Here is a 25,422-nt window from a genome sequence, read left to right on the forward strand (position 1 = left end):
TTAACGAGGGCTTGATTATAGTGAGACCAGTTTGTGATTTTGCTCATTGTTGTTGCACGGGCTAGTAGGATATAGATGATCTGATCACAGGCTGGCAAGATAGTTCAAACTTTTAGGAAACAACGCCTCATTATCATCATTAAGAAAAAGAAGAAAATGGTGCAGTATAGAATTGAGTTGAGTATCAACATTAAAACAAATCTTTCATCAAAGGCTGCCTATCATATATGTTTTCTGTTAGCTTTTTGCTTTTTGTGTTAACCGCTAGGCTCATTAAGAAACCTGCTCCTAACCCTACCGCTAAAGCAACCACCCACCCATATGGGGTTAACATTAGAAATGAAGATAGAGCTGTGGTGACTGATGATGCTGTTATGATACCTGCAAAAGTTGAAGCCCCAAAACTAGCTAACTCTGTAGATAAACTTCGCTGCCAGTCCTTATTGTTTTTATAGTCGTTGTAAACTTTGTTCGCTCTAAATGCACCATCAAGTAAAATCATGCCATTGCCAAGCCAGCGTCCGGTATTTTCAATCCGCTTAATTTTATTGAATTCAGCGGTGCTATTTATATCGAGCTTGGCAGAATGCCTTGCTGATTTAGCTATATTGATTCCCCGATTCGGATTAGACCAAACCGTGCCACGACGGCTTGCACGGTTTACACTCATAAAACGTTGCAATTCTGCACGAAACTGACCGTTCAGCTCTTTGAATATACTGAATGCTTTTTGTTCTAATGCAACCATATGATACTTGGGCATTCCTGATTTATGAGCCATACGAATATCTCTTAAAGCGGCTTCATATTTGTTGGCATAGGTGGCGAACTTTGAGCTACGAGCCTGAATTGATGTTGCTCCAGACCCAACTATTCCATGTGTATTTTCAGACAAAAATGGCATAACTTGGTTTTGAAAATCAGAGATAGCCATAAGCGTTTCACTGCCAAAATCGCGAAGCATATATGCAATGTTTCGGCGGGATTGCGCAGGCAATAAATCAAATTGACGAACTATACTTTGCTGTTCATTTGTAGGCGGAGTGTAAGAGTCAGAGTATTCTCTTCGCCATATATATGGCGTGCCTGAAGTGATAACTTGATTTTTTATATGGTTATTGTCTTTGGTAAAGCTGTCTTCTTTATCTTCTTTACATTTCACAAATTCAGCGGTTACTGAATCAATACAAATTCTAATTTCTAAAGCCATAAGTAGTATCCATACTAACTAATCATCCTTATTTAGAGGTTATCTTCATCACTGTAATGAGTCAATGAAGAATAAATAAAATGGGTACATGTTATGTGGCAAATGATTTTTGCTAATAGTTAATGGTTTTCTCGTTCACTTATCTTTGTGCGTGACGTTTTGAACCACTGAGGGCACCGAGGCGCTTTGCGCTGCACAGAGAGACAAATACTCACAAGACACTTCACTTTAAAGAAGTACACTTTAATACCTCCTTGTCTTCCTCTGTGTTCTCTATGTCCTCTATGGTTAGAGAAGATCTAATATGTCTATGAAAACATACGTAAAGTAAATACGATAAACCCTCATTGTTTTCTCATTAACTTCTCATTGTGCATAAGAATATTTGAACCACAGAGCACATAGAGGCGCTTCGCGCTTCACAGAGAAAAACAGATACTTACAAAGAGGATAAGAGACGCTGCGCTTCAGAGAAGTAAGTTTTTATACCTCATTATTTTCTCGTTCACTTCTCTCTGTGAAGAAAGAACCTACAGTAAATAAATGCCTGTTTGACGCTATGTAAAACGGCAGCAACATATTTTCTCTATAGTTTTATACTTTTGACTCAACAACATTGCACAATTGATAATTTACTAGCACTATTGAGTTATTAAGACTTCATTCAGAGGTGCTAAATGCACAAAGAGCAAACTCAATGTCAGCCAACAGGTTGTAAACATTGCGAAGACCATTTAGCACTTGGTTTTGATTTTACAATGGCTTTTCAGCCAATCGTTGATTGCACCGATAAACATATTTTTGGCTACGAAGCATTAGTTAGAGGCCTTAATAATGAGTCGGCTTATTCGGTCATTTCGCAAGTAACCGACGAGAATCGCTACACATTCGATCAACTTTGCCGTATTAAAGCTATTTCACTTGCTGCCCAACTGAAAATTGATTCAATCGTGAGCATTAATATTTTACCTAATGCAATTTATAAACCTGAGCGTTGTATAAAAACGACACTTGAAGCTGCTAAGCAATATGATTTTCCGGTAGAACAAATTATGTTCGAGTTTACCGAGGTTGAAAAAGTTGAAGATACTACACATATCAAACGTGTAGTTGATTATTACCAATCTTTGGGGTTTATTACTGCGACCGATGACTTTGGGTCAGGTCATTCTGGATTAAATTTGTTGGCTGATTTTCAGAGCAATATAATTAAACTCGATATGAATTTAATTAGAGATATACACCTTCACAAAGCAAGACAAATTATTGTTAACCATTGTATAGCCATGTTTGAAGAGCTCAATATTGTTGCTCTTGCAGAAGGCGTTGAAACAGTTGAAGAATACCAGTGGTTGCGCCAAGCTGGTGTTAGCTTAATGCAAGGCTATTTTTTCGCCCACCCTGGGTTTGAGAGCTTGCCAGACGTTGACTTTAGTAAGTTGGGTTAAGTGGTTATAACGAGAATCGAATTTAGACAAGGCAAGAGCTGTCAACCTTCAAACGCGCGAAACAAGTTTCACGCCTACGTGTAGCAGCGGATTTATCCCGCGTCATCATCTAGGTTTTAGGTGCTAGGTTCTAGGCGCTTGGACGCGATGTAAAGTCGCTGGTTTCTCATAACTTTACTCTTTTTCGTTGAATTCTTGCTAACCTAAACCATTCCCGGCTAAAGCCAGTCCTACGAATTCCATGCTTGAAACTTGCTAACTTCTTTTAGTATTTAGTCGTATTTATATTATAAATTTTTATTTAGGATGCTAGGCTGAATATTCTTTAAGCATATTGAGAAAGGATAATGATGTTTTTACGCATACTGTTAGTCTCAGCACTTGTTTTATGCTCTTCTGCTAACTTAATCGCAAAAGAACAGCCTCTTAGTTTTGATGCTGAATTAAGCAATTATCAATACGACTTACCCGTTCAATTTTTTAATTTTTCATCACAAAATACGCCATTAAAAATGGCTTATTCTTACCTTAAACCAAGCAATAACATGCCAACCGTTATATTGATGCATGGTAAAAACTTTAATGGCCATTATTGGACCAATACTGCCAACTACCTTAATAGCAAAGGCTATGGCGTATTGATACCGGATCAAATTGGTTTTGGTAAATCGTCAAAGCCTGCTGATTATCAATTTTCGTTTGCTGTATTAGCCAATAACACTCATCAGCTAGTGTCATCTTTAAATATTGAAAACCCTATTGTACTTGGTCACTCAATGGGCGGCATGCTGGCAAGTCGTTACAGCCTGATGTTTTCTAGCCAAGTTAGTAAACTTATTTTGCTAAACCCAATTGGTTTAGAGAACTATTTAAATTATGTGCAATACAAAGACACCGATTTTTTCTATAAAAATGAATTGGCTAAAACACCTGATAAGGTTATTGCTTACCAGAAGAAAAACTATTATGACGGTAAATGGAATGACACTTACGAGCAATTAACCCACTTTATCGGTGGTCAAATTCAAGGCCCTGATCACAAGCAGGTCGCATGGGTTAATGCTAAAACCTACGATATGATTTTTACGCAACCTGTAATAACTGAGTTTGCTCAGTTAAGCATGCCAGTGTCATTAATTATAGGCACACGCGATAGGACTGGCCCTGGCCGTAATTGGAAAAAAGCAAATATTGACTATGAGCTTGGCCGTTACGATAAGTTAGGCAAAGCCGCGGCAAGTATGATCTCAAAATCGCAATTAATTGAATTAGATGATATTGGCCACTTACCTCACATCGAGGATTTTGACCGCTTCAAAGGCGCATTAGACAAAGCTTTATCATTTTAATGTTGCTCGCGCGAAAAAGTTTCGCGCCTACATGTAGCAGCGGGTTTATCCCGCGTCATTAGTCAGGGTTCTAGGCTCTAGGACGCGATGTGAAATCGCTGCTACAGACTCGCGTCTTTTAACTTCCTCTTTCCCCTTATCGCTTTTATCTAGCAACTTTATCCACTTTTAGTACCGTTTTTGTGAAAAATAACGACTTATTCATTGATGTAATTACAATTTATATGTAACTTGTGTCGCCCATTTCGCTACGCACTACTATAATATTAAGCGAAATCAACATTTTCATACTAAATACTAGGGATACACAATGAAAAAACTTCCTATTGCATTGGCTCTATGTGCTGCTTTTGTGTCTGCAAACACAATGGCAGAGGTTCGCATAAACGGCTTTGCTTCTATTGTTGGCGGTAAAGCCCTTGACGACGACGCAACTCTTTACGGCTACGATGACGATATTTCATTTAAAAACGAAAGTATGTTTGCATTGCAGCTTTCTGCAGACTTACAAGAAAAGCTAAGCGCTACGGCACAAATTGTGGCGCGTGGTAGTGATGATTTTGATGCTGAGTTCGAATGGGCTTATCTAACTTATGAGTTCAGCGATGAGCTTCAAGTTAGTGCTGGTAAAATGCGTGTACCTTTTTACCGTTATTCAGACTTCTTAGACGTTGGTTACACTTACCGCTGGGTTCGTCCACCGCAATCTGTTTATAACCTTCCGTTTTCAACGTATGAAGGTCTTAGCCTGTTACACAACACACAATTAGGTGATTGGGATTCAACCGTTCAAGTGATTTACGGTAGCTTCGATGGCAACATTGCTGTGGTATCGGTTAATGGCGATACAGAGCTTAATGATATTGCTGGTATCAATTGGACAATGAGCTATGACTGGTTTAGCGCTCGTGCTGCGTACTTTGTTGCAGATACAACAATTGATATTGAAAACGACACCGATGCAGGTGTTGCACTTAATGGCCTTGAGCAGACTCTTAGAGCAGCCGGTTTTGTTGATCAAGCCGATGATATTGCTGTAAACGAAGATGATGGCTCTTTCTTCGCTGTGGGCTTTTCAATTGATTACAACGATATTTTATTTGATGCTGAATACACTGAGTTTGAAGTAGAAAACAGCGCCCTTGCTAAACAAACTCAATACTACACGTCTGTTGGTTACCGTATGGATGAGTGGATTGTGCACTTAACTTACGAAAATAATGACGACAAACACGATAGCAACCGCTACAACGCGCTACCTGCAGTACCAGCTTTAAATGCGGGTATTAATCAAGTGCTTGAGGGCGTGAAAGCAAAAAGCAACGTGTATACCATTGGTACGCGTTATGACTTCCACCCATCTGCTGCTTTAAAAGTAGATTTCAGCCGCTTTAAAGATGACATTTCAGATACAGAAACCGACGTTGTTGCTGTTGCTGTTGATTTAGTTTTTTAATTGGAGTTCATAATGAAAAAATTGTTAATCGCGACAGCACTAACACTATGCTCGCACGTTGTACTTGCTGACGTTGCAGTTATTGTGAACCCAGCAAATAGCAGTGCTATTGACGAAGGTATGATCAAAAAGATTTACCTTGGTAAGGCAAAGTCGTTTGATGATGGCACAAAAGTAAACCCAGTAAACCAAGATGGCACCAGCGTAAGCGATGAGTTTAATGATAAGGTGGTTGGTAAATCGAGCAGCCAGCTAAATGCTTATTGGTCGAAACTGGTGTTTACTGGTAAAGGTACTCCGCCTGAGAAACTAGCAAACGATCAAGCTGTTATTGACTTTGTTGCAGGTAATGCTGATGGTATTGGTTATATCGATGCAGCAAAAGTAACTGATAAAGTTAAAGTGGTTGGTACTTTTTAAGTTTGACTACGGTTAATAAAAAACCAGGCGATGCCTGGTTTTTTATGCGCTAAAATTACTCGACTTTAAATTTAGCTGTGGCGTCGAGTAACGAATCAGAGAGGTAATGAAGGTTCTTCGCTACATCACGTACTGCCGATAATGAATCCATTGTTTCTTCAAACGACATATGCATATTCGTCACGTTATCAACTACCATACTAGCAACAGATGTTTGCTCTTCGGTAGCTGCGGCTATTTGCGAATTCATACCGTTAATTTCTAATATCTGTTCAGAGATTTTATCAATCGATTGCCCTGTATTTTCAGCAGCCTCTGCATTATTTGTAGCCATATCTCGGGCTGAGTTCATTGCATTTACTGCATGGCTTGCTGCTGTGGTTAATGTGGAAAGCAGCTCTCTGATTTCATTCGTCGACTGCGATGTTCTTGAAGCAAGCTCACGCACTTCGTCAGCTACAACCGCAAAGCCTCGGCCTTGTTCACCTGCACGTGCAGCTTCAATCGCAGCATTTAACGCGAGTAAGTTAGTTTGTTCTGCAATCGAGGTAATAACGTTTAAAATTTGCGTCACATTCTTGGTGTCAGTGGCCAGTTGATTAATAGTTGATGCTGCTTGATTTATCTCTTCACTTAGTGTTTTTGATTCTGTCACAGAACGCTGTATTTGCGTTCGACTTTGCTCAACTTCTCGCTCGGCTGTTTGCGCAGCTTGTGATGCATTTGCTGCTGAATGAGAAATATCAGCGACACTCTGGCGCATTTCTTCCATTGATTGCTTAACTATTTCAGCATCTGATGTTTGTTTAGTTGTGGCACGCTCGGCACGCTCCATGCCTTGTACAAGTCGTGTTGAGTTCTCCATTAATGGCTCACAAACCGCTATAACCTCAAGTACCGCAGCTTTTAACAGCTGTATAAACGCGTTGAAGTTAATCGAAACTTGACCGATTTCATCTTTAGCGTGTACTTCTAGTTGTGTGCTTAGAGAGCCTTTGCCGTCGGCTAATAGACGTAAGTTATCTGCCGCAGCGCTAGCTGATGAGCCAATTCCACGGGCAATCCAAATTGAGGTAACCACCAATAAAATAAGTGATACTACAGACACTACAAGCATTAAATTTAGTGCGTTGTCTGAACGCGCTTTGGTTGCTTGTACAAGTTCAAAAAAGCGGTCGTCTGCGCGGGTTTGTGCTCGTTTAAAGCCAGCTAGAACGGCCTCATACTGCTGCGTTTTTTGCTGTGCTTGTTGCTGAATTTTACTAAAGTCAGCGGTGCCGTCGATCATTGAAGTTGCTATGCTTGACGAGGTTTGTGCATAAAGCTCTAATTGTTTTTTGGTATCGGCATGCACGTAGCTGTCGTTGATACTGATGATATTTTGTAGATTTTCATTAATCGTTTTATACGTTTGCGCTGCACTATCAACTAAATCTGACTCACCAAATGTTACCGCTTGAGTGTATAACTCATCTAGTTTTTCGAGTAGCGCAACGTTTGCTGAAGTGAGTTTAACGACCTGATATGATGACTTTTCCAGCTCGTCGAGCGAGATCTTGTTGTCATTCATGGCTATAAAATTGGTTACTACTATGATCACGAATGCCGTAATGGCAATACATGTTATGGCGTGTATTTTTTTTGTGATGCTCAAGTTATTGAAAGAAATACCTGCAGACATTGAATCCACCTTTGCTGTCATATTACTTAGTATTATCGCCCGATTTCCCTAAAGTATTAACTATATTTATATATTTTCAGGTTTTTTTCGTAATTCGTTCAGTTTGTGGAAGTCTTGTAGGAGGTACTTCAGTGCCGAACCAAAAATAATGAGCTTTCAACCTTCAGCTCTCAGACGCGCGAAACAAGTTTCACGCCTACGAATGAAACATGGGCGCTAGGATCTGAGTTCTAGGCGCTAGGATCTGAGTTCTAGGCGCTAGGTCTGAGTTCTAGGCGCTAGGACGCGATGTGAAATCGCTGCTACCTCACATCTCGTTACTCGCACCTTTCCCCACGTAACTTGAAACTCGCTAACTTAGTCATTTCCCGGCTAAAGCCAGTCCTACGGGGAGACATTGGGTTTTAGGACGCGATGTAAAATCACAACTCACAACTTTCATTTCTTTTTAATAGCGTTATTAGGGGCTGAACTGTATAATCCGCGGCCTATTATTTACCCTATTGCTTGTTTATTTTCGCAGTTGCTGCGCCCATAACCCTGTCAGTATTTTTCTAGGAATAATTCGTTGATTTCAACCGCAAATATCACCATGCAGTTTGGTGCAGAGCCTCTGTTTGAGAACATTTCAGCTAAATTTGGTAACGGTAACCGCTATGGTCTAATTGGCGCGAATGGCTGCGGCAAATCGACCTTTATGAAAATTCTAAGTGGTGCGCTTGTGCCAACGTCTGGCAATGTGTCGATTGCGCCGGGTTTAAAGCTAGGTACGCTAAGCCAAGATCAGTTTGCGTTTGAGCAATACACTGTGGTTGATGCGGTGATCATGGGTGATGCAGAACTTTGGAAAGTTAAACAAGAGCGCGACCGTATCTATTCGCTGCCAGAAATGAGTGAAGAAGACGGTATGAAAGTCGCTGAGCTTGAAAGCATTTTTGCCGAAATGGATGGCTACACAGCAGAAAGCCGCGCGGAAGAAATTTTGATCCAAGCGGGTATTGAGCAAGAGTTTCATTACGGCTTAATGGCAAACGTTGCGCCGGGCTGGAAGCTTCGTGTGCTTTTAGCACAAGCGCTGTTTGCAAACCCAGATATTTTACTACTTGATGAACCAACCAATAACCTTGATATTCATACCATTACTTGGCTAGCTAACGAGCTTAACCAGCGTAAGTGTACGATGATTATTATCTCGCACGACCGTCACTTCTTAAACTCGGTATGTACACATATGGCCGATATAGATTACGGTGAGCTACGAATTTACCCTGGTAACTACGAAAAGTGGATTGAAGCTTCAAGCTTGCAACGCGAACAACTACTTGCTGAAAACGCAAAGAAGAGCGCTGAAATAGACGAGCTACAAGAGTTCGTAAATCGCTTTGGTGCCAATGCATCAAAAGCAAAATTAGCCAGCTCTCGTGCTAAGCGCATGGATAAAATTAAGCTTGATGAAGTAAAAGCATCAAGCCGTATTAGCCCATCACTTCGTTTTGACGAAGGCAAAAAGATGTATCGCCAAGCATTAGAGCTTACTAAGCTAGGTCATGGTTTTGAGGGTGAAACCCTGTTCAGCGGTGGTGACTTATTACTAGAAGCCGGCGCTAAGCTTGCGGTTATTGGTGAAAACGGTGTTGGTAAAACCACCCTATTACGCTGCCTAGTGAATGAATTACAAAGTAACGAAGGTGTAGTTAAGTGGTCTGAAAATGCCAGCATTGGTTATTGCCCACAAGACAGCAGTAAAGACTTTGATAACGACTTAACTTTATTTGATTGGATGTCGCAGTGGCGCACCGCGAAGCACAACGATTTAATGGTTCGAGCTATGTTAGGCCGTTTATTATTCACCGCAGACGACGCTAACAAAAAAGCCCGTAACTGCTCAGGTGGTGAAAAGAACCGCCTATTGTTTGGTAAGCTCATGATGCAAGACATCAACGTGCTCATTATGGACGAGCCAACCAACCACATGGATATGGAAGCCATTGAAGCACTCAATAACGCATTAAAAGATTACCAAGGCACGCTGATTTTTGTGAGCCACGACCGTAAGTTTGTATCGTCATTAGCGACTCGCATCATCGATATTAAAGATCAACAGCTTATCGATTTTCAGGGCACGTTTGACGAATATATGGATCATGTCGCGCAACAAGCGCAATAACCCCCTCTTCAAATAGGTGAGCAAGTTTGCTCACCCTTTTTGTTTACGTTCAGTTACATAATACCTTTGACTGACTTACCTTATTTGGGTAATTTGCATTTCTTTTACACAGAAAACAACATTTTAAAGGATGTAAATGAATAAGCTACTTAGCGTATCGGCATTGACTCTGGCTCTAACAGCCTGTGGTGGCGGGTCATCAACAGACAAAAAGCCAGATGCAGAAACGACAAAAAATACCGCCCCTACTCTATCTGGATCACTCACACTCTCTACCAAAGCACTTGAATCAGCCAGCTTAGTTGTTGATATTAAAGATGAGCAAAACGACAGTGTGACAACCACGATTATTGATAAGCCACAGTGGCTAAGTGTCACGACCAGCAGCAATCAAGTGACTTTTAATGCTGAGCCGAGCCTATTTGAAGTAGCTAACCATTCTTTTACTGTAGAAGTGTCTGACGGTAAGGCAAGTAATCAATACACTTTAACCGTAAATGTCGCTGAAAACCGTGCAGCATGGCAACCTATTGAGCTTAGCAATAACGAAGTGATAGGTAACTGGCAATCAAGCGATGGCAGTGTACGGTTGGTATTTGCTAGCGAAGATGCAGGTGTAATCGCTCAAAATGGTGAGTTAAGTCGTTTTGAATGGTCGAACCCTGATGTCATTGCGATAAATACCCAAGCGATTGATTGCTTGCATGAGTGTAATCAACAAGCCTTACTTGAAATGGAAGTGTTGGCTAAGCGCGATGATGCTATTCGTGTTGAGCTATTTAATGTTTCAACCGATAAAGGCGAAGTTGTCACCCTTTATAAATCAAATGCAGAGTTGAGCTCTGAGTACTACGCTGATGTGGATCAAAGCTCGTTCCACTCTGTTAATTATTTAAGTACAACGGGCGAGGAAAGTTACTTTGAAGTATCGCTAGCAAGCTATATTCCAACGGCTTCAGGAAGCACTACGTCGTATACTTATGCTGACTTTTCGGCAACGTTAGAGGGTAAAGTATTAAAAATTAACAGTGATACATTAGTTACGACTCAAAACACAAAGCAATTGAGTAACCTTGGTCATGAAGTAGATGTCGCATTTGATCTTAATCTAATTGATGCAGAAGTTATTGCTCAGTTTGATGACTTTTTAGTGCTAAAACTACGTCATGTTTTAACTTATAAAGATGAAAGTGCACAGAATATTATTAATGAATCAACCGAACTGGCTGAAGCTCTGCTAGAAAAAACATCAATTAGCGCACTTCGAAAACTTACCCCTGTTACAGTTCCTGAGCTGACAGTAGGTAAATCATATACTGGTCGTTTAAATAATAAAAATTCAGATACGGGCGAAGGTTTAACGTTCCGTTATATACCCACATTTTTTACAATCACTGCAGCCGACACAGCAACGGTCACATTCAATACACCTAAAAGTACTGACTCATTTAAATGGCATTACAACTTAGACAATAACGGCGAAACCGTTAAAGTAATGGGTAATGGCCTAGAAACGAGCTTACAATTTTTCACTCAGCCTGATGGCAAAATGATCATGGCACGCGAGCGTAATAAAGAGCAGCGCCAAGCTCGCTTAGGGTATGAGTTCATAGAAGTAGTTGATGATTCAAGCATCACACTCGATGATTATAAGCATCTATTTAGCTACTTACGTCAAAATTATACCAGTAGTAGCCAGAAAATATACTGGTATATGAATGATGATGGTAAAGGCAGCTTCTATTATGCTGACCAATATGGCCTTGAAAATAGAGCTGACTTTACACCAAGTAGCTATTGGCAATTAGAAGCTGATAACAGCATTAGCTTTGCAATGATGTCGCAGTGCCCAAATGCAGTTGATTACGCTAGTTGTAAAGATGAAGTATTAGCAAATCAAGAAGTTGCCTATTCATCATTATTTAATTTCAAAATTCTTGCTAAAGACGGTAATAAATACCTTTTTGACCGCCTGTTTTGGCAAAGTACGTATGCTTACAGCGAAAGAGAATTAAAAGAGAGTATTTTTCAAAATAGCTATTGGTTTAGAATTGAGGAGTAAAGGAGCTTACAGCGGTGCGCGAAACAAGTTTCACGCCTACGTTGTAGCAGCGGGTTTATCCCGCGTCATAGGGCTCTAGGCGCTAGTACGCGATGTGAAATCGCTGCTACTTGTTCGGCGTTAAAACGCCCCTACATCTCGTCACTTTCCCTTTGTAACTCGCTAACTTCTCTAAATAAAAAAGGCCACACAGTTAAACTGTGTGGCCTTTGTACTTAACGGAATTTTAAATTAAATGTCGAAGCGGTCGGCGTTCATTACTTTCACCCATGCGTCGACAAAGTCTTTTACAAAACGTTCATTGTTGTCGTCTTGTGCGTAAAACTCTGCATAAGAGCGAAGGATTGAGTTTGAACCAAACACTAAATCAACACGTGTTGCTGTCCATTTAGTTGCACCTGTGCTGCGCTCAACAATATCGTAAAGACCCTTACTTGTTGGCTTCCATGTGTAAGCCATATCGGTTAGGTTTACAAAAAAGTCGGTGCTAAGTGTGCCTACATTATCTGTAAACACGCCATGCTTAGAGCCGCCGTGGTTAGTGCCAAGTACACGCATACCACCAACAAGAGCGGTCATTTCTGGTGCTGTTAAGCCCATTAATTGCGTACGCTCTAACATTAGCTCTTCTGCTGATACCGCGTAATCTTTCTTCAACCAGTTACGGAAACCATCATGAATTGGCTCAAGTACGTCGAACGAGTCTGCATCTGTCATCTCGTCTGTGGCATCACCACGACCCGGCGAAAATGGCACGGTGATATCAACGCCCGCTGCTTTTGCTGCTTGTTCAACCGCTGCTGACCCACCAAGTACAATTAAATCGGCGAGGCTTACTGGTTTGCTTAAACCCGCTTGCACTGATTCCAGTGCGCTTAATACTTTAGCTAAACGCTCTGGCTCGTTACCTTGCCAATCTTTTTGCGGTGCTAAACGAATACGAGCACCGTTTGCACCACCGCGATGGTCTGAGCCACGGTAAGTACGCGCACTATCCCATGCTGTTGCGATTAAATCTGCTTGGCTTACACCACAGTTAAGTAGCTTGGTTTTAAGTTCGCTAATTTCGCTGTCAGATAATGTGTAATCAACCGCAGGGATCGGATCTTGCCAGATCAGATCTTCGCTTGGTACATCGGCACCCAAATAACGTGATTTAGGGCCTAGGTCACGGTGCGTCAGTTTGAACCATGCGCGTGCAAACACATCACTAAAGTATTCAAAATCATCGTTAAATCGCTCGATAATTTTACGATAGGTTGGGTCCATCTTCATCGCCATATCGGCGTCGGTCATGATGGGGTTTAAACGAATTGATGGATCTTCAACATCAACTGGTTTGTCTTCTTCTTTAATATCGATTGGTTCCCACTGCCACGCACCTGCAGGGCTCTTCTTAAGTTCCCATTCGTAGTTAAGCAATAAGTAGCAATAACCGTTATCCCACTTAGTTGGATGAGTAGTCCACGCGCCTTCGATGCCCGAGGTCATGGTATCGCGGCCAATACCGCGTGAGTTGTGGTTGTTCCAACCAAGACCTTGTTCAAACACATCCGCGGCTTCTGGCTCAGGGCCAACGTTTTCTTCGCTACCATTACCATGGGTTTTACCCACGGTATGACCACCAACTGTAAGTGCGGCAGTTTCTTCGTCATCCATTGCCATACGGGCAAAAGTTTCGCGAACTTGTTCTGCTGTTTTAAGTGGATCAGGGTTACCATTCACCCCTTCTGGGTTTACGTAAATTAAGCCCATTTGTACCGCTGCTAATGGGTTTTCCATGGTATCTGGTTTTTCAACATTCGAGTAACGCTCGTCACTTGGTGCTAGCCATTCTTTTTCAGCGCCCCAGTAAACGTCTTTTTCAGGATGCCAGATATCTTCACGGCCCCCCGCGAAACCAAAGGTTTTTAAACCCATTGACTCATAAGCCATATTACCAGCTAGGATCATTAAATCGGCCCAAGAAAGCTTGTTACCGTATTTCTTTTTAATTGGCCAAAGTAAACGACGTGCTTTGTCTAAGTTTGCGTTGTCTGGCCATGAATTTAATGGTGCAAAGCGTTGGTTACCTGTACCGCCGCCACCGCGTCCATCCTCTAAACGGTATGAACCCGCTGAGTGCCACGCCATACGGATCATTAAACCACCGTAATGGCCCCAGTCAGCTGGCCACCATTCTTGGCTTTCGGTCATTAAGTTTTTTAAGTCGGTTTTAACGGCTTCAAGATCAAGAGATTTGAATGCTTTAGCGTAATTAAAATCTTTGCCGTAAGGGTTCGTTTTGCTGTCGTGTTGGTGAAGAATGTCGAAATTGAGTGCGTTTGGCCACCAGTCAGTATTTGATTGAGCGGTGACAGTGTTACTACCATGCATTACTGGGCATTGGCCCGTTTTTCCATTACTCATTGCTTGCTCCTCATAAGCTTAAAATACGACGAAAGCTAGTTTACTTAGCATCATCATAAATAAAGATTTCTATTGGTTTTGAATAACTAATAACTCAAAAGTTCCTGTTGTTTAAAACTATAGGAGCACTACATAAATAAAGCTAGATCTTGAACATGGTTTTAAATCGATTGATTCGATAGAAAAATACGATTTGATTCATTTTACAAAACAGTCCATTTTATAAAGGTCTTTTTACTGCGAGTAGCCCTTATGAAAACAATTAATCCTGATGTTGCTAGACAATTAAGCATTAACTTTTTTATCGCCAATTTACCTATTTTAATGTTAACAGGGCTGGTAGTTGCTTCGCTTGTGGGGTTAACGTTTAGAAGCTCATTATTGTTTTGGCTGACGCTATTGGTTACACCTTTAAGCATTAATTATTTATACTCGAAAAAACGCATAAAGCAGTTTTGCAAAAACAACAAGTGCACCGATATATCATGTCTCGCTAAGCAAACTGATTAATTTTTAATTTTATTACCCAGTCACCAGATTATTTAGCCCTCAACTTGTATAAATATTAATTAGTTATGCGAGTTTTATAGGCAGTTTAAAATTAACTGTCATGCCATTAGAAGGTGAACTCGCAGCACTCACTTCACCTTGTAATGCTTGCGTTGCAAGGTTATAAACGATTGACATTCCTAATCCACTTCCACCTGAGCCGCGCTTCGTAGTAAAAAAGGGCTCAAACACTTTATGCAAAGTTTCTGTATCCATGCCATGGCCATTATCTTTGTAGCAAAGCAAATAAACACCTTGTGCTTCGTCAATATTAACCGATATGTTTATTTGGTTGTCTTGGCGTCCCACAAAACCATGAACGCAACTATTATTAACCAAATTCATTATGATTTGACTCAAAGCTCCAGGGACTGTGATCAACTCAAAGTCATCGACACAATTCACATTTACACTGACGTTATGACTACGGGTTAAAGGCATTAAGCTGTGTAGAATGTTTTCTAAGTAGTCTTTAATGTTGGTTTCTAATAAATCGAGTGAAGATTGATCTACTGCCGTTTGTTTAAAGTCGCTGATTAATTTTGCTGCTCGCTCTAAATTAGTGAATGATATTTTAAAACATTCGTTTAAATGATTAATACTCTCTATCAGCGCAGCCTTAGTTAACGTATTTGACTGTATAAGCTTATCAACTTCAGAGAGTTTGTCTTTTGCCGAACTGTTTGCAGTCACCGCGATACCTATTGGCGTATTAACTTCATGTGCAATTCCAGCAACCAGATTACCCAATGAAGCCATTTTTTCTGCTTCAATTAGTTTTTCTTGCATCTCGGTAAGTTCAGATAAGGTTTTCTCGAGCGTTCGAGTGCGTTCAACAACACGCTCCTCTAGGTGCTGATTAGCGCGTTCAAGCTCTGCGTTAATACGTTCATTTTCTTGTGCTGATAGCGCTCTGCCGTATAGATCTGCTAATGCGCCTATAAATGAGCATTCATCTTCTGTCCAATGTCGCTCACTACCAATGTGCTCACAACAAAATATACCGATCATTTTTCCTTTATAGCGAATTGGTGCATCGAGCATAGCGCCAATATTAAGTGGTGTTAGGTAGCTTTCGCTAAATTCGTAGGTAGCAGGATCAGTATGCGCATCAACCGCTGTTATTGTGCGTTGCGTATCAAGTGCTTTGAAATAGTCAGGGTATGCGTCCCGGGGAAGCACTAGCATTTGAATTTCTTTACCATTTTCTCTGTCGAGTAATAAACGGCACTCTATTGCTGTATTTTCTTTATTAAGCAACCAAATGCCGGCACGCCCGATTTCAAGTCCATCGAGAACAGCATTAAGGATTAGCCGTTCAGCTAATTCAACATTTCCACTATCGAGATCAGACGAAATTGATACACCATAAAGCAGTTGTACTAGTTGCTGGCGCATATTCTCACCTTTTAGTTTTAGTATCCTTTAAGTTTAGACGAACAAACTCAATATCGCATATAGATTAACTTTTTTTAGAAACTCTTTAAGTATTAAGTAGTTGTTCAGATAAAAATGAGTATATTGTACCTAACTCCTGTTGATACCCCTTACGACTTTATGTTGTTTAAGCAGTTTGGCCAGCTCTCCCCCGAGCTGGTTTTTTTTTGCCTAGTCCCTAGTGCTCACGCATGTTACAGTTACCTCAGTAATCACCAAAAATTAATATGTTATGCGTTATACCCTAATTTTAATCACTTTTTTAATGAGCTTTAGCCCATTTGTAGCAGCTCAAAATGAGCCACAAAACCGCCCAGCATTAACTGAAGCAGAGCAACAGCAAGGACTCGATAAGCTTCAAGAACCTATGTATAAACCATTGTTAGAGCGCTATATTCTTGATGAATTAAAAGCGGTGCGCCAAGACCAACAAAAACTACGCGAAGATGTGACAAAACAAGTTGCTCATACACAACTTGATACTGCCGACCGTGCATTAACTTATACAACAGACACCATTAATAATGTGTTTTTCATTATTACCATAACCGCTTCAATCTTGGTCTTAGTCGGTTGGAATTCCCTACGTGATGTGAAAAATAAAGTAGAAGATATTGTTAATACACGCGTGAGTGCGATTACAAAAGAATATGAAGAGCGCCTAAAAGTACTCGAAGAAAAACTACGTGAGCGGTCTGAAGAGATCTTATTAAACCAACAAAAGATCTCAATCACCAATGAAGTTCATTCTTTATGGATGCGTGCCAATTTAGAAAGCGATGTTGCAAATAAGATTGAGATTTTTGACGAGATCTTAAAACGTAAACCAGAAGACGTAGAAGCCATTGCCTATAAAGCAGATGCTCTGTTAGAAATTAACGAAACAGGTGAGGCTATCGAGCTTTGTAATCAAGCATTAGAAATTGATAGCGACTACGGCTACGCATACTGGCAACGTGCTTGTGCCTATGCATTACTACACAAACACGCCGATGCAATGGCTGATATTCGTATGGCTCTTGAATATTCTCCTAACCTACGTAACGAGCTATTACACGAAAGCGCGTTTGCCAGCCTACACGACAACGACAGCTTTAATTCGTTGTTAAATGAATCGGCATAGCCGAACCCCATGTAGCAGCGGGTTTATCCCGCGTCATAGGTACTAGGGTTTAGGTTTTAGGCGCTGGGAGATGTAAATCGCTGGTTTCTAGTCTTTAGAGGTCAGATATTAGATATCAGCCGAAATGTGGGATTATTAAGGTCGATTGTTCTTCTCAGCATTCGACCTATTCACTTTCCAGGTAGGTTGGGTCGAGCGGAGCGACACCCAACATATAGAGACGATCAGACGCGCGAAACAAGTTTCACGCCTACATGTAGCCGCGGGTTTATCCCGCGTCATAGGCGAGTTCTAGGTCCTAGGCGCCAGGACGCGATGTAAAATCGCTGCTACCTCGTACCTCGAAACTCGCTAACTTTACTCTCGCTAACTTGAACCCACTAACTTAATCCCCCTCTATTGCAAAAAAACCAAATACCGCTAAACTAATCATTAAGTATCTAATGATTAAAAAAGTAATCAATATGCGTTCTGAACAGGCTGCAAAAATGGCACAAAAGCTGGGCGATTTGATACGCCAGCACCGAACACTTCATTATACGCAAAGTACATTTGCGAAAATGATTGGGGTATCACGTTCAACTGTACAAAAGTTGGAGCAAGGTGATGTTGTGAAAAGTGACATTCTTTTTGAAGCGCTGGTTGTACTTAACTTACAGGGATCGCTTCTCGATGAAATAAATGAATTAGCGGCCGACGTAGGTGGATACAATGCTCGCCAACGCAAACGAAATTCACCACAGGAAATCAATGATGACTTCTGAGTGCTATGTTTTTATAGATGGTTTAGAAGAAAAACCCGTTATCTGTGGTTACTTTAAATTAGATAATCAATCAGGTCGCGGTGAGTTCAACTATGGTAAGAGCTATTTAGCCCGAAGCGATGCCTTTGCTCTAGATCCAATACATCTGCCATTAAAATCGGGGATTTTCAGTTACAGCGCAAACAGAGGTGTATTTGGCGTATTGAGTGATGCAGGAGCTGACTCGTGGGGGCGCAAGTTAATTCTTTCGCTTCATACTACAAAACCCAAAAACGAGTTAGAATTTTTATTAGCTGGGTCTGGATATGGCGTAGGAGCGCTTGTTTTTAGCCTCTCGCGAAGTGCCTCAAAGCATAAAACTAACAAAAACACCTTGTCTGATTTAGCCTTGCTAGACCAAGCTAAAGATGACTTGCTGGCGAATAAAACAATTTCTGATGAAGCTAAGAAAGCATTTGAGTTTGGCCAAAGCATGGGGGGAGCTAGACCAAAAACTTCTATACAAATTGACAACAAACTCTACTTAGCAAAATTCAATCGCCAAGATGATTTATTCAATCTAGTCAGAGCTGAACATGCTGCAATGAAAATGGCGGAACAGCTTGGTATTCGAACGGCTCCTACCTTTATTCATAAAACACATACCGGTGATGTGCTACTTGTTGAGCGGTTTGATGTTAGTAATGGGTTACCAACACACCACTTTTTAAGTGCGAATAGCTTACTGCAAAAACCCAAAGTTGCTATGAGTGATCTTTCAAGTGACTACTCATATGGTCAATTAGCTGAATTTATAAGGCATCAAACAATGCAAAATGCAGGTGATGCTGAAGAGTTGTTTAAGCGAATGGTGTTCAATGCGTATATTGGTAATACAGATGATCACACTCGCAATCATGCATTCCTATATTCATTTTCACAAAAAAATTGGCGATTAAGTCCAGCCTATGACATCACTCCAATAAACAACTCAAAACAACATGGTCTTGGCTTTGGTGATGATGGCCGTTATGCAAGTAAAAGCAATTTTTTATCTCAGGCTAAGCGATTTGGGTTAGCAAATTCAGCAGCAAAAAACATCATTAAAGAGATTGAAGAATATTGCAAAGATTGGCCGACTCACTTTAAACATTTTGCAGACGTTAGTGATGAAGATATCACCCGTTTAAAAGGTGTAATTCCTGAAATTAATGAAGATTAATAGCGCGAAACAAGTTTCACGCCTACATGTAGCAGCAGGTTTATCCCGCGTCATAGGCGCTGGGATTTAGGTTCTAGGACGCGATGTAAAATCGCTGCTACCTCATATCTCGAAACTCGCTAGCTTGAACCCACTAACTTTCACCCATAAAAAAAGAGCAGCTGGGCTGCTCTTTTTCTAGCGGAAGAATAACACTTTGGTTATTTTACCATTTTCTATTTTATAACTAGTGACAAATTCAGCTCGCTTATCAACCACCTTAGGGTCTTGTGAACAAGTCTCTGATAGCTCATGGTCAATCACAATATTTCCATGCACAATTCGTTTAATTGGAGACGATTTTATACATTTAAGCTTTTTAAACATGATGCCATAACGAGCTATAAGCTTTTCTTTCCCTGTGAACATTAACTCATTTGGGAATGTGTAAAACTCGACGTTTTCATCATACATTTTAATAAATGCATCAATATTACGAGCATTATATGCTGCTATTAATTGCTCAATTACAGCGATTGATTCTCGTGACTGACGCGCTTTTTCTTGTTGCTTGGCTGTTAGCGCCTCTTTTGCTTGCTTTACGGCCTTTTCAGCCTCATCAACTGCTTGCTGCTTTTCTTCAACTGTTTTTGGTTGCTCGGCAGGTGTAGGCGTTTGAGTACCGAGTACTTTACTATCATCAACTTCTGCGACCTCTTTCTTAGATTCAGAAATTACTTTTTGCTCTGTTACTGGCTTTTCTTCAATAAACTCTAAACTAGGTACGTCTTTCTTTTCGGCTTTTTGTTCATGGCTAGTTTGAGGCTCGGCTTGTTCAGTGGTTTCTTCACTAGCAAATGACTGCCAAGAGAATAATAAACTAATTGCCAAAAATAACGGTTTCATACTTTTCCTAAATACATCATGCCTGATTTAAGGCGTTAAGGTAGCAAATTCTCACAGTTTGGCATAGTTTTTTACCAATATTGCTCAACGGTGATCTGCCCAGGCTCACGACGTCTGTTGCGGCTAAAACCAAGCTCTAACAAAATGGCCGTGGTATCTTTTACCATTTCTGGATTACCGCAAATCATGAACTGTGTCGAGTCAGGTTTAACAGGAAGCTCTACTACATCAAATAAGCGACGGTCTTTTATTACGTCAGTGATCCGGCCATTAAAACCGATTGTGGCTGACTCTCTGCTGACTACAGGTGAGTAGTAAAGATTTGGGTACTGCTGCTGTAGTGCTTTAATGCGCGCTTGATAACTTAAGTCCTCATTAAAACGAACTCCATGCACTAAGTGAACATGCTCAAACTTTTGCCACACTTCGCCCTGCTCTAATATTGATATAAAAGGCCCAAGCGCAGTACCTGTACTCAGCATATAAAGCTGCTCACTGCTTGGCACTTCATCAAGGGTAAAAAAGCCTGTCGCGCGGCGCTCTATAGTCACTGAGTCACCCGGCTTTAATTGCGCAAGTAGTTGAGAAAGTTGACCGTCTTTAACATTAATCAGATAAAATTCGAGGTCGGGATTATTCGGCGCATTAACATAAGAATATGCACGTGCAACCCGTTTATCACCCACTTGCATAGCAAGCTTTGTAAACTGCCCTGCTACAAATGGTTCAACATCGGCATTAACAATTAAGCTAAATAGTGAGTCGGTCCACCATTTAACATCTTTAACTTTAGCTTCAACCCAATTAGACATACACATCCTTAATTGTTGTTCCTCTACTAAAAGTGGCAACAATTGCTTGAATTTTCAAGTTTTAAGGGGCGGTTGCGAGCATAAATACATAGTCATAAAAAAAGCCGCATAAATGCGGCTTTGAGGTTAGTCTCACTTCACTTTGGGCGTGTTTCCAAATTTCAGTGAATACGTTACCAAGGAACTTATTTAAATTGATTCTAAAGCAATTTTAACCATTTCGTTAAAGGTGCTTTGACGCTCTTCACTTGGTGTTGCTTCACCAGTGATTACGTGGTCACTTACAGTAAATAGTGCCATCGCTTTTGCGCCGTATTCAGCGGCTACGCCGTACATGCCAGCTGTTTCCATATCAACAGCAAGTACGCCTAGCTTGTCTAATTCTTGATAGAATGTGTTATCTGCTTGGTAGAATGTATCTGTTGTAAATACATTACCTACTTTTGCTTCAATACCTAATTCTTTTGCTGCGTTTACGCCGTTAAGTAGTAAACCGAAATCAGCAATTGCGGCAAAGTCGTAACCACGTACGCGCGCACGGTTTACGTTTGAATCTGTGCTTGCACCTTGTGCAAAGATAACGTCACGGATTTTGATATCGCTACCAATACCGCCACAGGTACCAATACGAATTAGATTTTTAACGCCGTAACTAACGATCAATTCACGGGCATAAATTGACATTGATGGAATACCCATCCCAGAACCCATAATACTCACTGGTTTACCTTTGTAGGTACCGGTAAAACCATACATATTACGAACGCCTGTTACTTGTTTTGCGTCATCTAAAAAGTTTTCAGCAATGTATTGAGCGCGAAGCGGATCACCCGGCATTAATACCGTTTCTGCAAATTCGCCTACATTGGCGCTGATATGAGGAGTACTCATTATTGGTTTCCTTTTTTGTTCGCTAATAGCTTGTCGTTAAAGCTATCACCGTATTCAAGTGCAGGAAGATTAAACCACTGGGCAAGGGTTTGACCTATGTCTGCAAAACTAGCTCGTTCTCCAAGCGGGGTGTTTGTCATTCCCGGTTGGTATGCAAGTACTGGCACGTATTCACGTGTATGGTCAGTGCCTGCTGCTGTTGGATCACATCCGTGATCGGCCGTGATAATTAACACATCATCACTATTTAGCTGATTTAAGATGGTCGGTAGGTAATCATCAAACTCTTTTAATGCTTTAGCATAGCCAACTGCATTACGGCGATGACCGTACTTTTCATCAAAATCAACTAAGTTTGTAAAAATCAAACTATGGTCAGGTGCGCTTGCGATTACTTCTGAGGTTTTCTCAAGCAAGTTCATTAGCCCTGGCGCTTTGTGTTTTTGGGTGATGCCTTGGTGCGCATAGATATCGGCAATTTTACCAATACTGATCACTTCACCGCCGTCTTGCGATAATTTATCAAGCAAGGTTGGCGACGGAGGTAACACCGAATAGTCACGACGATTGCCTGTACGGGCAAAATCGTCACGGCTCGAACCCAAAAATGGCCGCGCAATCACTCTTCCTATGTTCATTTCATCAAGCAGCGCCCGTGCGATTTCGCAAACCTGATAAAGTTTCTCCAGTCCAAATGATTCTTCGTGCGCGGCTATTTGAAACACGCTATCAACTGAGGTGTAGCAAATCGGCATACCGGTTTGCATATGCTCTTCACCTAGCTTTTCTAAAATGGTCGTTCCTGAGGCATAACAGTTACCTAAAATGCCAGGAATCTCTGCGCGAGCAATTAGCTCATCAACAAATTCTTGTGGAAAACACGGCTGTGTGTTTGGGAAATAACCCCAATCAAATAACACAGGTACACCGGCCATTTCCCAGTGTCCTGAAGGCGTGTCTTTACCACTTGATAACTCTTTAGCGTAACCCCATGCGCCAATAGGTGCTTGGCGGTCACTGACTAAACAAGGTTCTTTACCTGCGGCTTCGCATGCATCAGCTAAACCTAAACGGGTAAGATTAGGAAGCGATAAGTGCTCACCAGTTTCTTCTGCATAGGCTTTAAGTAAATGAGCGAAGGTATTTGCACCTACGTCACCAAACTTTTCTGCGTCAGGTGCTGCGCCAATTCCTAGGCTATCTGCCATTAAGATGAGTGCTCTTGCCATGGGTACCTCGTTATCAATATGTGAATACTTTATATGCTCTTTGAATTTTTGGTACAGGACATAAGTCCTGTTTCATAAAACGGAAACATTATAAATTTGCATCTCTAAGCGAAGCAAAAGAGATTAATCGTGTCTTTTTTGCTATTGTGATCTACCTAACAATGTTTCCTTCTGTGTGGGCGAGAACTTTAGTGACACGAACAATTATAGCTATTGCTGGCGCATCTGCGTCGGGCAAGTCTCTTTTTAGCAAGACAATTTATAACGAATTAGTCAATGAGCTTGAACCGGGCGCGATCGCAGTGATCGAAGAAGATGCTTATTACAAAGACCAGTCGCATTTGCCGTTTGACCATCGAACGCAAACCAATTACGACCACCCTGATGCTTTCGAGCATGAGCTTTTGCATGAGCACTTACTTCAATTGCGCGCTGGAGAATCAGTAGACGTACCAACTTATGACTATGCAATGCATACCCGAAGCGATGAAACGCGTCGAGTGGCACCTGCAAAAGTACTTATCGTTGAAGGTATTTTGCTACTGAGTGATCCGGCACTTCGAAAAGAATTTGATATTAAGGTGTTCATTGATACACCGTTAGATATCTGCCTTATGCGCCGTATGCAACGAGATATGGAGCAGCGTGGCAGAACATTACAGTCCGTTGTTGATCAATATCAAGCGACAGTGCGACCTATGTTTTATCAGTTTATTGAGCCATCTAAGCACAAAGCTGATCTCGTAGTCACACGCGGCGGTATGAATCGCGTTGCCATTGATATAATTAAAAGTAAAATAAAATATTTACTGCAACAATAACAACGGGAAACAGTCAGTATGACAACATTTATGAGCTTAGTTGGCATTGTTGTGCTACTAGGCATTGCTTTTGCGGCTTCAACGAACCGTAAAGCAATTAATTTAAGAACTGTAGGCATCGCCTTTTTACTTCAAGTGTTAATTGGTGGCTTTGTCTTGTTCTTCGAAGTGGGCAAAAACGTACTGGCAAGTATGTCGCGAGGCGTCTCATCGGTTATTGGTTATGCCAATGACGGGATTAGCTTCTTATTTGGCTCACTGGCATCGCAAGATACCTTAGGGTTTATTTTTGCGATACAAGTATTGCCCGTTATCGTGTTCTTCTCAGCACTTGTTGCTGTGTTGTATCACATCGGGGTGATGGATTGGATAATCAAGATTCTAGGCGGTGGCTTACAAAAGCTATTGAAAACCTCGCGCCCTGAATCGCTTTCTGCAACCGCCAATATTTTCGTTGGTCAAACAGAAGCACCATTGATTGTTAAGCCATTTATCGCCAGCATGACTAAGTCAGAGCTATTTGCGGTAATGGTAGGTGGCCTTGCTACCGTAGCAGGTTCTGTTATGGCAGGTTACGTAACAATTGGTGTAGAGCTTAAATACTTAATTGCAGCCAGCTTTATGGCGGCACCAGGTGGTTTCTTAATGGCAAAAATGATTGTGCCAGAGACCGAAACACCAAAAGAAGATTTAGCTGATTTAGACGTACAAGAAGAAAAACCGGTAAACGTAATTGATGCTGCCGCATCAGGTGCCGCAAACGGTATGCAACTAGCACTGAACGTAGGTGCGATGTTACTTGCTTTCGTAGCACTTATTGCACTTCTAAATGGGTTATTAGGCGGTATTGGTGGTTGGTTTGATCATCCAACATTAACGCTACAAGAAATTTTAGGTTACGTATTCGCTCCGGTTGCATGGTTATTAGGTGTACCTTGGGACGAAGCAGTAATCGCAGGCAGTTTTATAGGTCAGAAGGTTGTAGTTAACGAATTTGTTGCTTACCTCGACTTTATTAATTATCGCGATACGTTAAGTGCGCACACACAAGCGATTGTCACATTCGCGTTATGTGGGTTTGCTAACTTATCATCGATAGCAATTTTACTAGGTGGATTAGGCGGTATGGCGCCTAGTCGGCGAAAGGATATCGCACGCTTAGGGCTCAGAGCAGTGTTAGCAGGATCTATGGCTAACCTCATGAGTGCAGCAATTGCAGGTTTTTTCCTCTCGCTAGCTTAGAAACTTAATGAGATGAGCCGTAGTTGCAAAACAATAGGATAGGACTTTAAGGGGTTAAAGGTCTATCTGACTTGAACGATACTTCACCAAGGGCCGCAAGGCCCTTTTATCGTTTTATGTGCTAAGATTTATTTACTAAACACGGCTAGCGCATTTTAATCCCAGACTCTAACAGGGTTGAGCGGTAATCATCGTCTAGCCCTGCCATTTTCTTTTTCCTCGCCATACTAGCTGACTTAGATGTATCTTGTTTAAAAAGCGCCATG

The 25,422-nt window shown here is 41.2% G+C and carries 19 protein-coding genes; 11 read left to right on the forward strand and 8 right to left on the reverse strand.

All coding sequences use genetic code 11. The features are described from left to right. Positions 1-190: 190 nt before the first annotated feature. Positions 191-1,210 (reverse strand): hypothetical protein, encoded by a 1,020-nt coding sequence (locus L1272_RS20050; RefSeq protein WP_235374160.1) that lies wholly within the window; start codon positions 1,208-1,210, stop codon positions 191-193. A 677-nt stretch (positions 1,211-1,887) separates the two neighbouring features. Between L1272_RS20050 and L1272_RS20055 the strand changes: the two genes are divergently transcribed. From L1272_RS20055 to L1272_RS20070, 4 genes are all read left to right on the forward strand, one after another. Beyond that, positions 1,888-2,658 carry an EAL domain-containing protein gene (locus L1272_RS20055; protein ID WP_138600153.1) on the forward strand — a complete coding sequence of 257 codons (771 nt, stop codon included), beginning with the start codon at positions 1,888-1,890 and terminating at the stop codon, positions 2,656-2,658. Positions 2,659-3,005: 347 nt separating this feature from the next. Next, positions 3,006-4,007, forward strand: a complete 1,002-nt coding sequence (locus L1272_RS20060; RefSeq protein ID WP_166338275.1) for an alpha/beta fold hydrolase — start codon at positions 3,006-3,008, stop codon at positions 4,005-4,007. Positions 4,008-4,317: 310 nt separating this feature from the next. Next, the gene (locus tag L1272_RS20065) at positions 4,318-5,463 is read left to right on the forward strand and encodes a porin (protein ID WP_166338273.1); all 1,146 of its coding nucleotides are present in this window, start codon (positions 4,318-4,320) and stop codon (positions 5,461-5,463) included. A 12-nt stretch (positions 5,464-5,475) separates the two neighbouring features. Next, positions 5,476-5,883, forward strand: a complete 408-nt coding sequence (locus tag L1272_RS20070) for a phosphate ABC transporter substrate-binding protein (protein ID WP_235374161.1) — start codon at positions 5,476-5,478, stop codon at positions 5,881-5,883. Positions 5,884-5,938: 55 nt separating this feature from the next. On the opposite strand, the gene L1272_RS20075 is transcribed toward L1272_RS20070, so the two are convergent. Continuing rightward, positions 5,939-7,564: a methyl-accepting chemotaxis protein gene (locus L1272_RS20075; protein ID WP_054553411.1), complete on the reverse strand. Its 1,626-nt coding sequence runs from the start codon at positions 7,562-7,564 to the stop codon at positions 5,939-5,941. Between the two features lie 568 nt (positions 7,565-8,132). Between L1272_RS20075 and L1272_RS20080 the strand changes: the two genes are divergently transcribed. Further along, positions 8,133-9,731 carry an ABC-F family ATPase gene (locus tag L1272_RS20080; RefSeq protein ID WP_187489661.1) on the forward strand — a complete coding sequence of 533 codons (1,599 nt, stop codon included), beginning with the start codon at positions 8,133-8,135 and terminating at the stop codon, positions 9,729-9,731. A gap of 136 nt (positions 9,732-9,867) precedes the next feature. Next, a complete protein-coding gene (locus L1272_RS20085) occupies positions 9,868-11,793 on the forward strand; it encodes a hypothetical protein (RefSeq protein WP_235374162.1) in 1,926 nt (641 codons plus the stop codon). Positions 11,794-12,024: 231 nt separating this feature from the next. Here the strand turns inward: L1272_RS20085 and katG are convergent, their stop codons facing one another. After that, entirely contained in the window at positions 12,025-14,202 is a 2,178-nt protein-coding gene (katG, locus tag L1272_RS20090) for a catalase/peroxidase HPI (RefSeq protein WP_235374163.1), read from the reverse strand. A gap of 573 nt (positions 14,203-14,775) precedes the next feature. Beyond that, a complete protein-coding gene (locus L1272_RS20095; RefSeq protein WP_138600148.1) occupies positions 14,776-16,149 on the reverse strand; it encodes a GAF domain-containing sensor histidine kinase in 1,374 nt (457 codons plus the stop codon). A gap of 271 nt (positions 16,150-16,420) precedes the next feature. On the opposite strand from L1272_RS20095, the gene L1272_RS20100 reads away from it, so the two are divergent. From L1272_RS20100 to L1272_RS20110, 3 genes are all read left to right on the forward strand, one after another. Continuing rightward, entirely contained in the window at positions 16,421-17,311 is an 891-nt protein-coding gene (locus L1272_RS20100) for a tetratricopeptide repeat protein (RefSeq protein WP_054553406.1), read from the forward strand. A 464-nt stretch (positions 17,312-17,775) separates the two neighbouring features. After that, on the forward strand, positions 17,776-18,075 hold the full coding sequence (locus L1272_RS20105; RefSeq protein WP_054553620.1) for a helix-turn-helix transcriptional regulator: 300 nt from the start codon (positions 17,776-17,778) through the stop codon (positions 18,073-18,075). Beyond that, positions 18,065-19,276 carry a type II toxin-antitoxin system HipA family toxin gene (locus L1272_RS20110; RefSeq protein ID WP_194441401.1) on the forward strand — a complete coding sequence of 404 codons (1,212 nt, stop codon included), beginning with the start codon at positions 18,065-18,067 and terminating at the stop codon, positions 19,274-19,276. Before L1272_RS20105 ends, L1272_RS20110 begins: the two co-directional genes overlap by 11 nt. A 177-nt stretch (positions 19,277-19,453) precedes the next feature. On the opposite strand, the gene L1272_RS20115 is transcribed toward L1272_RS20110, so the two are convergent. The 4 genes from L1272_RS20115 to L1272_RS20130 form a co-directional block, all read right to left on the reverse strand. Further along, the gene (locus L1272_RS20115; protein ID WP_054553404.1) at positions 19,454-20,161 is read right to left on the reverse strand and encodes a nuclear transport factor 2 family protein; all 708 of its coding nucleotides are present in this window, start codon (positions 20,159-20,161) and stop codon (positions 19,454-19,456) included. Between the two features lie 71 nt (positions 20,162-20,232). Continuing rightward, the gene (locus tag L1272_RS20120) at positions 20,233-20,973 is read right to left on the reverse strand and encodes a ferredoxin--NADP reductase (protein ID WP_235374164.1); all 741 of its coding nucleotides are present in this window, start codon (positions 20,971-20,973) and stop codon (positions 20,233-20,235) included. A 189-nt stretch (positions 20,974-21,162) separates the two neighbouring features. Next, positions 21,163-21,864, reverse strand: coding sequence for a purine-nucleoside phosphorylase (gene deoD / locus L1272_RS20125; protein ID WP_036972525.1), 702 nt, complete (start codon positions 21,862-21,864; stop codon positions 21,163-21,165). Then, entirely contained in the window at positions 21,864-23,093 is a 1,230-nt protein-coding gene (locus L1272_RS20130) for a phosphopentomutase (protein ID WP_138618996.1), read from the reverse strand. Before L1272_RS20130 ends, deoD begins: the two co-directional genes overlap by 1 nt. Before the next feature lie 191 nt (positions 23,094-23,284). Here L1272_RS20130 and udk point away from each other — a divergent pair, with 191 nt between their 5' ends. After that, positions 23,285-23,914: a uridine kinase gene (udk, locus tag L1272_RS20135; RefSeq protein WP_138618998.1), complete on the forward strand. Its 630-nt coding sequence runs from the start codon at positions 23,285-23,287 to the stop codon at positions 23,912-23,914. A gap of 18 nt (positions 23,915-23,932) precedes the next feature. Then, positions 23,933-25,156, forward strand: a complete 1,224-nt coding sequence (locus tag L1272_RS20140; protein WP_054553401.1) for a NupC/NupG family nucleoside CNT transporter — start codon at positions 23,933-23,935, stop codon at positions 25,154-25,156. Positions 25,157-25,422: the final 266 nt, after the last annotated feature.

Source organism: Pseudoalteromonas sp. PAST1 (assembly GCF_021532515.1).
GTDB classification, from domain to species: Bacteria; Pseudomonadota; Gammaproteobacteria; order Enterobacterales; family Alteromonadaceae; genus Pseudoalteromonas; species Pseudoalteromonas simplex.

Coding starts and splice junctions, on each gene's coding strand:
- L1272_RS20050 (WP_235374160.1), bottom strand. CDS start 1,210: ATGGCTTTAGAAATTAGAATTTGTATTGATTCAGTAACCGCTGAATTT.
- L1272_RS20055 (WP_138600153.1), top strand. CDS start 1,888: ATGCACAAAGAGCAAACTCAATGTCAGCCAACAGGTTGTAAACATTGC.
- L1272_RS20060 (WP_166338275.1), top strand. CDS start 3,006: ATGATGTTTTTACGCATACTGTTAGTCTCAGCACTTGTTTTATGCTCT.
- L1272_RS20065 (WP_166338273.1), top strand. CDS start 4,318: ATGAAAAAACTTCCTATTGCATTGGCTCTATGTGCTGCTTTTGTGTCT.
- L1272_RS20070 (WP_235374161.1), top strand. CDS start 5,476: ATGAAAAAATTGTTAATCGCGACAGCACTAACACTATGCTCGCACGTT.
- L1272_RS20075 (WP_054553411.1), bottom strand. CDS start 7,564: ATGTCTGCAGGTATTTCTTTCAATAACTTGAGCATCACAAAAAAAATA.
- L1272_RS20085 (WP_235374162.1), top strand. CDS start 9,868: ATGAATAAGCTACTTAGCGTATCGGCATTGACTCTGGCTCTAACAGCC.
- katG (WP_235374163.1), bottom strand. CDS start 14,202: ATGAGTAATGGAAAAACGGGCCAATGCCCAGTAATGCATGGTAGTAAC.
- L1272_RS20095 (WP_138600148.1), bottom strand. CDS start 16,149: ATGCGCCAGCAACTAGTACAACTGCTTTATGGTGTATCAATTTCGTCT.
- L1272_RS20100 (WP_054553406.1), top strand. CDS start 16,421: ATGCGTTATACCCTAATTTTAATCACTTTTTTAATGAGCTTTAGCCCA.
- L1272_RS20105 (WP_054553620.1), top strand. CDS start 17,776: ATGCGTTCTGAACAGGCTGCAAAAATGGCACAAAAGCTGGGCGATTTG.
- L1272_RS20110 (WP_194441401.1), top strand. CDS start 18,065: ATGACTTCTGAGTGCTATGTTTTTATAGATGGTTTAGAAGAAAAACCC.
- L1272_RS20115 (WP_054553404.1), bottom strand. CDS start 20,161: ATGAAACCGTTATTTTTGGCAATTAGTTTATTATTCTCTTGGCAGTCA.
- L1272_RS20120 (WP_235374164.1), bottom strand. CDS start 20,973: ATGTCTAATTGGGTTGAAGCTAAAGTTAAAGATGTTAAATGGTGGACC.
- deoD (WP_036972525.1), bottom strand. CDS start 21,864: ATGAGTACTCCTCATATCAGCGCCAATGTAGGCGAATTTGCAGAAACG.
- L1272_RS20130 (WP_138618996.1), bottom strand. CDS start 23,093: ATGGCAAGAGCACTCATCTTAATGGCAGATAGCCTAGGAATTGGCGCA.
- L1272_RS20140 (WP_054553401.1), top strand. CDS start 23,933: ATGACAACATTTATGAGCTTAGTTGGCATTGTTGTGCTACTAGGCATT.